Annotated in this window: 10 protein-coding genes and 1 tRNA gene; 5 read left to right on the top strand and 6 right to left on the bottom strand. The window is 58.9% G+C overall.

Features of this window, described 5'->3' with window-relative positions:
- Together BGN91_RS10260 and BGN91_RS10255 are read right to left on the bottom strand one after the other, a co-directional pair.
- On the bottom strand, window positions 1-631 hold a 631-nt coding region (locus BGN91_RS10260; protein WP_292612811.1), incomplete at its 3' end, for an RNA polymerase factor sigma-32.
- Window positions 632-844: 213 nt separating this feature from the next.
- Window positions 845-1,918 carry an RluA family pseudouridine synthase gene (locus BGN91_RS10255; protein WP_292612809.1) on the bottom strand — a complete coding sequence of 358 codons (1,074 nt, stop codon included), beginning with the start codon at window positions 1,916-1,918 and terminating at the stop codon, window positions 845-847.
- Between BGN91_RS10255 and BGN91_RS10250 the strand changes: the two genes are divergently transcribed.
- Together BGN91_RS10250 and BGN91_RS10245 are read left to right on the top strand one after the other, a co-directional pair.
- Window positions 1,917-2,249 carry a hypothetical protein gene (locus tag BGN91_RS10250; protein WP_292612808.1) on the top strand — a complete coding sequence of 111 codons (333 nt, stop codon included), beginning with the start codon at window positions 1,917-1,919 and terminating at the stop codon, window positions 2,247-2,249. The two genes, BGN91_RS10255 and BGN91_RS10250, sit on opposite strands and share 2 nt — an antisense overlap.
- A gap of 53 nt (window positions 2,250-2,302) precedes the next feature.
- A tRNA-Glu gene (locus BGN91_RS10245) sits at window positions 2,303-2,377 on the top strand.
- Between the two features lie 83 nt (window positions 2,378-2,460).
- Here the strand turns inward: BGN91_RS10245 and BGN91_RS10240 are convergent.
- Window positions 2,461-2,763 (bottom strand): hypothetical protein, encoded by a 303-nt coding sequence (locus BGN91_RS10240; RefSeq protein WP_292612806.1) that lies wholly within the window; start codon window positions 2,761-2,763, stop codon window positions 2,461-2,463.
- A 342-nt stretch (window positions 2,764-3,105) separates the two neighbouring features.
- Here BGN91_RS10240 and pseB point away from each other — a divergent pair, with 342 nt between their 5' ends.
- The 3 genes from pseB to BGN91_RS10225 all read left to right on the top strand — a co-directional run bounded on the left by pseB (window position 3,106) and on the right by BGN91_RS10225 (window position 7,030).
- Window positions 3,106-4,107 carry a UDP-N-acetylglucosamine 4,6-dehydratase (inverting) gene (gene pseB / locus BGN91_RS10235; protein ID WP_292612804.1) on the top strand — a complete coding sequence of 334 codons (1,002 nt, stop codon included), beginning with the start codon at window positions 3,106-3,108 and terminating at the stop codon, window positions 4,105-4,107.
- Entirely contained in the window at window positions 4,104-5,261 is a 1,158-nt protein-coding gene (pseC, locus tag BGN91_RS10230; RefSeq protein WP_292612803.1) for a UDP-4-amino-4,6-dideoxy-N-acetyl-beta-L-altrosamine transaminase, read from the top strand. Before pseB ends, pseC begins: the two co-directional genes overlap by 4 nt.
- A gap of 137 nt (window positions 5,262-5,398) precedes the next feature.
- A complete protein-coding gene (locus BGN91_RS10225) occupies window positions 5,399-7,030 on the top strand; it encodes a hypothetical protein (RefSeq protein WP_292612802.1) in 1,632 nt (543 codons plus the stop codon).
- A 27-nt stretch (window positions 7,031-7,057) separates the two neighbouring features.
- Here BGN91_RS10225 and pseI read toward each other — a convergent pair whose 3' ends face one another.
- Genes pseI through BGN91_RS10210 form a run of 3 tightly spaced genes read right to left on the bottom strand, consistent with a single transcriptional unit; the run spans window position 7,058 to window position 9,543 of the window.
- On the bottom strand, window positions 7,058-8,110 hold the full coding sequence (pseI, locus tag BGN91_RS10220) for a pseudaminic acid synthase (RefSeq protein WP_292612813.1): 1,053 nt from the start codon (window positions 8,108-8,110) through the stop codon (window positions 7,058-7,060).
- A gap of 6 nt (window positions 8,111-8,116) precedes the next feature.
- On the bottom strand, window positions 8,117-8,887 hold the full coding sequence (locus BGN91_RS10215; protein ID WP_292612800.1) for an NUDIX domain-containing protein: 771 nt from the start codon (window positions 8,885-8,887) through the stop codon (window positions 8,117-8,119).
- A complete protein-coding gene (locus BGN91_RS10210; protein ID WP_292612798.1) occupies window positions 8,881-9,543 on the bottom strand; it encodes an HAD hydrolase-like protein in 663 nt (220 codons plus the stop codon). The genes BGN91_RS10215 and BGN91_RS10210 overlap by 7 nt, the downstream gene beginning before the upstream one ends.
- Window positions 9,544-9,716: the final 173 nt, after the last annotated feature.

Raw genomic sequence — 9,716 nt, 5'->3', positions numbered from 1 at the left:
CCTGGGTGGGCGAGTGATCGACCAGCCAGTCCTGCCATTCACCGGCCTCGCCATCGTCGCGGATCGGCGCGTTGAGTGAAGCGTCGCCACCGAGGCGACGGTTCATGTCGACAACGTCCTGTTCCGTGACGCCAAGACGCTTGGCGATGAGTTTGACCTGATCCGGACGCATATCGCCCTCGTCAAGCGCGGAAATCTTGCTCTTCGCCTTGCGCAGGTTGAAGAACAGCTTCTTCTGGTTCGCGGTGGTGCCCATCTTCACGAGCGACCACGACCGCAGGATGTATTCCTGTATCGACGCCTTGATCCACCACATGGCGTACGTGGCGAGGCGAAAGCCCTTCTCGGGCTCGAACCTCTTTACGGCCTGCATCAGGCCGACGTTGCCTTCCGAGACGACTTCCGAGATCGGCAGGCCGTAGCCGCGATAACCCATGGCGATCTTGGCCACGAGCCGCAGATGGCTGGTAACGAGATGATGCGCCGCATCGCGATCGTCATGTTCGCGCAGCCGCTTGGCGAACATGTACTCCTCATGCGGTTCCAGCATCGGGAACTTGCGGATTTCGGAGAGATAACGGGAAAGACCAGATTCTCCATTGAGAACCGGCAAGGTAGCAGTACGGGCCATGGTAGCGCCCTCCACTGGTTCAGGCCCCCGATAGCGGCGAGCCCGGCAGGCGGTCCCTTAGGTAAAGCCACCGCGCTGCGAATGTTCCACGTTGGATGTTCAACGCAGGTGCAGCATAACGAAGTCATTCGGAAAAGAAAAGAACAAAAAGGGATTACGATTCCGTGATCGTAACGTAACCATCTGGTATAGCTATATTTTTGTAATTCTGCGTCATTCCGTCGCCGCCAGGGCCGTCTTCAGCAAAAACAAGTCCTTGGGCAGGTCCGCCTCCCAACGCAGGACCTCTCCGGTCCGGGGATGCTCGATCACCAGCAGATAGGCATGGAGCGCCTGCCGCTCAAGGGCGCCGAGGGCGGTCCGGGCCGATGCTTCTAGTTGATTGGCCTTGGTCTTGAAATGCGGGCCGTAGACGTCGTCGCCCAACAGGGGGTGGCCGGCATGAGCGAGGTGCACCCGGATCTGATGGGTGCGGCCGGTCGCGAGCCGGCAGGCGAGGAGGGCGGCAACTGGTTTGCCGTCGCGGCTGGTGAAGGCCTCTCGGACCTCCCAGTAGGTGATCGCTTCGCGTCCGCCAGCCCGCACCGCCATCTTTTCGCGGGCATAGGGATGACGGTCGATGGGCGCGTCCACGGTGCCGTGCGGACGGTTTGGCAATCCCCACACAAAAGCAAGATAGCCCCGCTGCAGCGCGCCCGTGCGTCCGTGATCGGCGAATTGCGCGCTCAGCGATTTATGTGCGGCGTCATTCTTGGCCGCGACCATGAGGCCGGTGGTGTCCTTGTCCAGCCGATGTACGATACCGGGGCGACGGACGCCGCCGATGCCGGACAGGCTTTCGCCGCAATGCGCAATGAGGGCGTTGACCAGCGTTCCCGTCTCGTGCCCCGCCGCGGGATGGACGACCAGTCCCTTCGGCTTGTTGACGACGATCAGATCGTCGTCTTCGTAAACGATATCGAGCGCAATGGCCTCTCCTTTCGGTTCGGCGGATATTGCGGGCGGAACGTCGATTGTGATCGTATCCCCGGCAGCGACATGGTAAGCGGGGTCACGAATGGGGGCAGTCTTGGTGGGGGCAGTCTTGGCCGGGTCCTTCGCAATGGAAGGTTTTGCAACGAGGACCTGACCTGCCAGGATCAGCGACTTCAGGCGGGAGCGCGACAGGTCCGGACTGTGCACCGCGAGGACACGATCGAGGCGCGCCGATCCCTCGTCACCCCTGACGACGATTTCAATCCTTTGACCGTCATCCGACGATGCGCCTTTTGAAGCAGAGCCTTGCATGACCGAGTCTGTAAATCCCGAGCCGACACCGGAACAGGCCGCGCTGTTCGCGCGGGTGCGGCGGATGATGTTGATCGCCGGTCTGACTACGGCGCTCGCCGTGGCGGCCGTCCTGATCGCCATCGGCTATCGTGTTTTCCGCGCCGAGGGAAGCAGGCCGGCGGCCGATGTCACGGCGACTCTGCCTAAGGGCGCCAGGATCACCGCCACTGCGGTGACCGATGACCGGCTTGTGGTGACCCTCGATGTCGGCGGTTCCGTCCAGATCCGAACCTTTGACCTGCATTCGCTGCGGCCAGCCGGGACCTTGACGTTCGCGAGCGAGCCGTGATCCGGGGAATACCTTGCAGCGCACCGATTTCAAGGCTATTGCCTGTCCGGTACGCTCCCTTCGTCTAGCGGTTAGGACGCGGCCCTCTCAAGGCTGAAACAGGGGTTCGATTCCCCTAGGGAGCGCCATTAAGTTTTTGAAAAATAGCTATTTTTCTAGCTCCTCCCAAGCGCCACGCAGACTAAAAAATCGAATCAGTCTGTGGAATTTTTCAAGGATTTTTTGTGACGTTCGCAATTCGTTGCTCGCGTGTCGCGGCGAGTTCAGCGTCGCCACCGGTCGGAACCTTGCTTGCCGACGCCAAGCGCGCGCTGACGGATCGGCGCGTGACGTCAATCAGCAATGGCATCTCTGGAAGCGACTGACCTTCAAGGTCAAGATCGTCTCGAGCCGTGTTTTGCGTGCGTTCGATTTCCCACCGGCGATGGCCAATCTCTTGATCCAGGACTCGGCGCTCCTCGCTAAGGCTATTCACTTCACCACGCGTGGCTTGTTCCTCGGGCGTGATCGCCATCGGTGATGCCATCGAGATGTCTGCCCGGCATCGTGGTTGGAGATGATATGCGGACTGCCGACCCCACCATTTCACGGTAAACGAAGGCGTGGAGCATCGCGGCAATGTCTTCGGCCTGGTGGCTCCGAGCTGGGAGCAGGCCGAGGTCTCCGCCGCGTAGAGACGAGAACGCGGTCTTCGTATCACGCGACATCTCCGCCAGCCCCAAGATTAGCGGCGTGGACATGTTCTCGGCGGGGCGCTAACCACCACCGCTTCCCCTTCGTTGATTTAGTCTCACCGTCCCGTCATTGACATCGCGCGGACTTCGGTTACGCCATTCCCAGGTAAAGAGAGGTCCAAGTGTTCAACGGCAAATCCGTGTTTATTTCCGGCGGTACGGGCTCCTTCGGGCGCAAATTTGCGAATATACTGCTCGAACGCTACGACTTGGCGCGCCTCGTTTTCTATTCGCGCGATGAGCTCAAGCAATTCGAGATGCAGCAGGAAGTAAACGCGCCCTGCATTCGCTGGCTGATCGGCGACGTGCGTGATCGCGAGCGGTTGATCGAAGCGACGCGTGGGATCGACTATTTCGTTCATGCTGCCGCTATGAAACAGGTGACAGCATCCGAATATAATCCAATGGAGTGCATCCGCACCAACATTCATGGCGCGGAGAACATTGTGGCAGCCGCGCTTGCCAACAACGTTGAGCAGGTGATCGCGCTCTCAAGCGATAAAGCGGCCAATCCGATCAACCTGTATGGCGCTACCAAGCTTGCATCGGATAAACTGTTCATTGCTGCCAACAATATGGCAGGCAAACGACGTACCGCCTTTTCGGTCGTGCGCTACGGCAACGTTGCCGGCTCGCGCGGATCGGTCGTCCCATTTTTCGAAAAACTGATAGCGCAAGGCGCGACGTCATTGCCGATTACCGACACCGCCATGACTCGTTTCTGGATCTCGTTGCAGGAAAGCGTCGACTTCGTTCTGAAGTGCTTCCAACGTATGCATGGCGGCGAAATCTTTGTGCCGAAGTTGCCGTCGATCCGGATAGTCGACCTTGCAACGGCGATGGCGCCGCACCTGCCACAGAACTTGATTGGTATCCGGCCGGGCGAGAAGCTGCACGAGATACTGTGCCCTGCCGATAATAGCCATTTGACGCTCGAGTTCGGCGATCATTATGTGATGCGGCCGTCGATCAAGTTCCACGATCGCGGTTATGATTATTTGAAGAACCGTCTCGGCGAGACTGGTGCCCATGTAGCGCGGGGTTTCGAGTACAACTCCGGTACAAACCCCGTTCGGTACTCTGTGGAACAAATCCGGAAATTTTATGAACGGACCAAGACATGATTCCCTATGGTCGTCAGGACATCTCGAGCGCGGATGTCGAGGCGGTCGTCGAAGTCCTTCGGTCTGACTTCCTAACCCAGGGGCCGATGGTCCCTCGGTTTGAGGAGACGTTGGCGCGGGCAGTGGACGCGCCTGAAGCGGTAGCCTTTTCGTCAGCGACTGCGGCGCTGCACGTCGCTTGTCTTGCGCTCGGGCTCGGCCCATCGGATCGACTCTGGACGGAGCCGAATACCTTTGTGGCCTCCGCCAACTGCGGTCTCTACTGCGGAGCGACCGTCGATTTCGTCGATATCAATGCCAAGACCCGAAACATGGATGTCGAGGCACTAGCCACCAAGCTCGAAGCGGCTGAGCGCGACGGCACCCTGCCGAAGGTTGTCGTTCCCGTGGACTTCGCCGGCACTTCCGCAGATCTTGCCTCTATCCGCCAGCTCGCCGATCGATACGGCTTCCGCATCCTTGAAGACGCGAGCCATGCCGTTGGCGGATACTACCAGAATCGGCCGGTCGGTTCGAGCGAGCTCGCCGACGTTACCGTTTTTTCCTTCCATCCCGTCAAGATCGTGACGACAGGAGAGGGCGGTGCGGCGACCACGCGTTCTGCCGAGATCGCCCATCGCATGCGCCTGCTGCGTAACCATGGCGTTTCGCGCGATCCCGCTGACATGACCGCCGTTCCCGAAGGTCCCTGGTACTATGAGCAGGTGATGCTCGGTTTCAACTACCGTATGACCGACATTCAGGCGGCGCTCGGCGTGAGGCAATTTGATCGCCTCGTCGAATTCGTCGCCCGACGGCAGACGATCGCGGCGCGTTATCACGAAGGGCTTGCCGGTCTTCCCGTGATTCGCCAGTTCGTGCCGGAGGGCACTCTCTCGGCGTTGCATTTATATGTCATTGAACTGGATGAAACCGTACGGCGTACTCGCGCCGAGGTTTTTGCGGCGATGCGCTCTTCAGGTATCGGCGTCAACGTCCATTACATCCCGGTCCATCTGCAACCATGGTACCGGGCCTTGGGATTCTCCCGTGGCGACTTTCCGGCTGCCGAAAAATATTACGACTACGCACTGACGTTGCCTATTCATCCAAACCTGAGCGCCGAACAGCAAGATTACGTTATGGAACGGCTATCCCACGCGCTCGAAACTTGAGGATCTAAATTGTCGTGTTTTGAGATTCCGGGGCCGACTGGATCTCAGATGGCGATCTACCTATAGAACGTCACTTTTTCGGTTTGGTTTGCGATCATGAATTTGAAGAACAGATCGCGAGAGATTTTCGTGGCACGATGAACATTAGCGAGTTTCTGGAAGAAAATCGGCGATTCTGGACATCCTTCAGCCCGCCCAAGTCTGACGGTGTCTTAATTCTTGATCTTTATCACAATGACAACGTGCACTCCCACCTGTTCGCGAATTGCGTCATTGCGAAGTGCATACAGCACATATGGGGAGGCGAAATCGTCGGGATTTTCGCCGATGACTTTGGTGATATTCGAGGGGGTGATATTCGAGGGAGTGGTGTTCGAAAGGCAAATATTGAAGCGAACCAGGCGCTCGCTCGCTCGTTTGGCGTCAGTCGCTTTTACAATATCTCCGAATTTCGCAATCGTTTCCTGTCCGATCCTGTCTGGTCGGTCAATGCAGAGAGTGACCTTCGCAAGCGACTGCAGGGAAGGTCGGGATCCTCGCTCAGGCAAGCGATCCGGTCACTATCAGAGCCGAAATCCCCACGATGCGGTCTTCTGATTTACAATGAATTTCTGAGACGATTTGGCGTCGGCACCATCGACAATCTGAACGACGAACTCCTCGCAGTTGCAAAGCTCGTGTTGGCCGATTACGACGCCCTTCCCATGATGTTTGGAACGTCCCCGATTCGAGCGAGTGTATTGGGGCACATTTGCTATTCGGTGTCGGGACAGCTGGCTGATTTTTCGGCCATGCACAGCGCGCCAACATTCCTGGTAGAACAGTATATTCCAATTGCTGTTACGCGATATCGGGATCCAACCGACCTGTCGTCCGGTCTTCCCAGCGATTGCAAGGAGATGCTGGAAAGGTACGCTTTCGATCAAGCTCTGCTGAATGATCGCAGGCTTGACCAATTCGACGGCGCTGTTGGAGGCACGCTGGCGCGGACTATCGAGCCGCTACTGAACCGTGATGTTGTCGAGCAGCTACAAGTTTCTCGCGAGGCTTTCCTTGAGAACTGTGGTGTAAACCCGAGGAATCGGACGGTCTGCGTGTTCGCGCATGCGTTTCAGGACGCCCCGCTGACGCGGCCAAGGCAACTTTCGGACGATTACTGGCAAGCTGTTGTCGACGTCGTTGATCTCGTGCGGCAACTGACACGTCTCAACTTGATTATTAAGCCGCATCCGCTGAACGACAGCTATGACCGGAAGCGTTCGTGGGATACGCTGCGTCAATACTGCGCCGACATCAGAAATGTCGGGTTCGCAAATGGCGCCCTCAGCGCTGGCGAGGTCATGAGGCATTGCGATGCTGGCCTCACGGTTCGTGGAACGGTTCTCTACGAAATGGCCGCGGCTGGACATAGAATGATCGCGATGGGCGAAGATAAGTTTTCTGGCCTCGGCATTGTCGAGGAGGCATCCAGCATGGAAGCTCTGAGGAGCATTCTGTTGAATGTGTCGCGAGAAGCTTGGTCGATGCCGGCGGAGCAGCGCCGACGCGCATTGGCTTATTCCTACTGCATGCTCCAGGGATTTCGCAGTAAATCGATCTTGATTCCCGATAAGCGTTGGGCCCCTGCAGAATATTTTCGCTGTGCGACACTGGCGTTGTCTAATTTTAGATTGGAAGAAGATCCTCTCTTCATAAACATAAAGTCGTTTCTCCGAAATGACTTGCCAATGCTGGTTTCGAGAGAGGCATTTCCCGCGACGAGTTCATAACAGCTTAGCGGCGCGATGGCGGGACCGTCACGCGATCGCTGACCACTTCAGCGCTTCACCATAGGCGATGTCGCGCGCGGCGGTGCGGCCGATGACGTCGGGGAGATGCTTTGGCGGCAGGCCAAAGCCGGGCCGGATGACGCGGATATTCTCGCTCGTCAGCGGCTCCCCCGCCTTGATCGGCTTGACTGCGTAGATCGAACGGCGAAACCGCATGTTGGCCTTCTCGCTCCGGAAGGGGCCATAGTCGACAGATCCGAGCGCCAACCATGCCGACTTGCAGTCGTCGACCAGCCGCCTGAACTCGTGCGGTTCGAGCGAAAACGCTGCGTCTGGACCACCGTCGGCGCGCGAGATCGTAAAATGCTTCTCGATGATGGAGCCGCCCAGCGCGATCGAAGTGACGCAGGCGGCGGAGCCCGGCGCATGATCGGAAAGGCCGGACACGACGTTGAAGGCCTGGCCGAGATGCGCCACCGTGCGCACATTCGCTTCCTCAATCGGAGCCGGGTAGGCGCTGGTGCAGTGCAACAAGGCGATGCCGCCGGCGCCATTGCTGCGCGCTGTTTCGACCGCCTCCTGAATCTCGCCGAGATTGGCCATCCCGGTCGAGATGATCATCGGTTTGCCCTGTTTGGCGACATATCTGATCAGCGGCAGGTCAATCACCTCGAACGATGCGATCTTGTAGGCGGGAGCATCGAGCCCTGCGAGCAGATCGACGGCGGTCTCGTCAAAGGGACTGGAGAAGATCGTGATCCCAAGCTCGCGCGCCTTCGCGAACATTTGCCCATGCCATTCATAGGGTGTGTGAGCCTGCTGGTAGAGCTGGTGGAGCCTGTAGCCGTCCCACAGGCCGCCCTTGATCAAAAACTCCTCGCCATCGTGAGGAATGGTCATCGTGTCGGCCGTATAGGTCTGGATCTTGATCGCGTCAGCGCCGGTGGCGGCAGCGGCTTCGATCAGCTCCAGCGCCTTCGAAAGCTTGCCGTTATGGTTCGCTGACAGTTCGGCGATGATGTAAGGAGGATAGTCCGGGCCGATCTTGCGCCCCCCGATGATGAGTTCCGGGCTTTGCATCACAATTTACGCTCCTGGTTTATCTTGCGCGACGTCAAAGGCGCTTTCCGGGAAGCCGGAGCCGGACTGCATGAGAGCATCCAGAAGGGCGGCGGAAACGGCGCCCAGCGAGTCGGCCCGGTTACGCCGAAACGCCCGCACTTCGGCGGGGGCAACGATTTCAAGCTCGGAATATTCACGATTCCCAAGCGCCGCGAAGCGACGCTGGATTTGCGCGGCCGAGCAGGCGGTCGCGAGCATGATTCCGACGTCGGTGACGTGGCTTTGCAAATCCTCGACGAGTGCCACGGCTCTGGAATTCGCCGACAGCTCGGACGCTCCGATGCCGGTTTCTTCCTCGAGTTCGATCAGAATGCATCGTTCGAGGCTCACCTGTCCGGCCGACCCGACTGCCGCGTCGTCAACGCCGCCTGACGGCACCAGCTCCCAGCACCCGGCTTCCATCTCGGAGCGACCGCTGCGCCGGCCGAATAAAACGCCATCCGGACAGGACAGGATACCTGTGACGGCGAGCGGTTTGATCTTCAGCGCGGCATGAAGGCTCGGCTCGCGTCGTTGGGCGAGGAAGTACCGGTACTCCGAAATCCAGCCGACGATCGTTTTGGCATCACAATGATCGACGCTGAACAATCGTCCGTTGTAGAGCTCGTGGGAGCGTAGCTGTTTTTCGCGCTGCCAGATTTCGTTCACGCGCGCCTCGATGTCCGGTCCGATGGTTGGCGCTGCCGCTCCCAGCGTTACTTTCGGCTCCGACTGAAGCAGATGAACATTCAGCATGCCGGTATTCTTCCAAGGAGATCGGTGAGGCGTTCGATGAACACGACCTGAGCGGGCCACCCGGCGCGATTGTTCGGTGGCGCCAATGCCCACGTCTGGAGCCCCGCGGCAACTGCCGACATCGCGCCGATGCGGGAATCCTCGACGGCATGCGACAGGGCGGCCGAGCAATTCAGCCGCTTCAGTGCCCTGAGGTAGGGTTCGGCAGCGGGCTTGCCTGCGCTCACCTCATCGCCGCCGACGACATCGTCGATCTTGTCGGCGAGCCCTCCGAATGCGAGCCATTTTTGCGCGGACAGTTTGGATGACGACGTAACTATGGCGATCTTCAACCCGCACGCGCGGGCGTGCGCCAGCAATTCATGTGCGCCGGCAGCGGGACGCACGCTTTGCTGCGCCTGCGACACCATGGCCGAGTATTTTTGCAGGAGATCGGCCGGTATTCCGGGCAGTTTGTGAGCCACCCTCAGCCGTTCGATAATCTCGCCAAGCGGCGGTCCGTTGAGCCGCTGAAACTCGACTTCGTCGCCGTTCGCGCCGAAGGAAGCGAGAAAGCAATGGTAGACGTTTTTCAGCGCGGTCAGGCTGTCAGCGAGCGTGCCGTCGAGATCCAGAAAGAGGCCGCTGTGGAGCGGGCTGGCGTCAGCTTCCGGCATCAAGGTTTCCGACAGACAAACATCCGGCCTTGCCCAAAGGCGCCGAAGGCACTCGATATCTCCGCCGATACCGCTACGTTGAGCCGAGTTGCCGCGTGGACCAGCGGATGATCGTAATCTACGGTGCCCCCGTTGATGGCCGGGACCAGCACATAGAGCATCAGGTCGTGAAG

Source organism: Nitrobacter sp. 62-13 (assembly GCF_001896955.1).
In the GTDB taxonomy this organism is placed as follows: domain Bacteria; phylum Pseudomonadota; class Alphaproteobacteria; order Rhizobiales; family Xanthobacteraceae; genus Nitrobacter.
The sequence above is the reverse complement of the archived record's forward strand: the minus strand, read 5'-3'. Positions and strand labels throughout refer to the sequence as shown.

Coding starts and splice junctions, on each gene's coding strand:
- BGN91_RS10240 (WP_292612806.1), bottom strand. CDS start 2,763: ATGGCGATCACGCCCGAGGAACAAGCCACGCGTGGTGAAGTGAATAGC.
- BGN91_RS10210 (WP_292612798.1), bottom strand. CDS start 9,543: ATGCCGGAAGCTGACGCCAGCCCGCTCCACAGCGGCCTCTTTCTGGAT.
- pseC (WP_292612803.1), top strand. CDS start 4,104: ATGATTCCCTATGGTCGTCAGGACATCTCGAGCGCGGATGTCGAGGCG.
- BGN91_RS10215 (WP_292612800.1), bottom strand. CDS start 8,887: ATGCTGAATGTTCATCTGCTTCAGTCGGAGCCGAAAGTAACGCTGGGA.
- BGN91_RS10225 (WP_292612802.1), top strand. CDS start 5,399: ATGAACATTAGCGAGTTTCTGGAAGAAAATCGGCGATTCTGGACATCC.
- pseI (WP_292612813.1), bottom strand. CDS start 8,110: ATGCAAAGCCCGGAACTCATCATCGGGGGGCGCAAGATCGGCCCGGAC.
- BGN91_RS10250 (WP_292612808.1), top strand. CDS start 1,917: ATGACCGAGTCTGTAAATCCCGAGCCGACACCGGAACAGGCCGCGCTG.
- BGN91_RS10255 (WP_292612809.1), bottom strand. CDS start 1,918: ATGCAAGGCTCTGCTTCAAAAGGCGCATCGTCGGATGACGGTCAAAGG.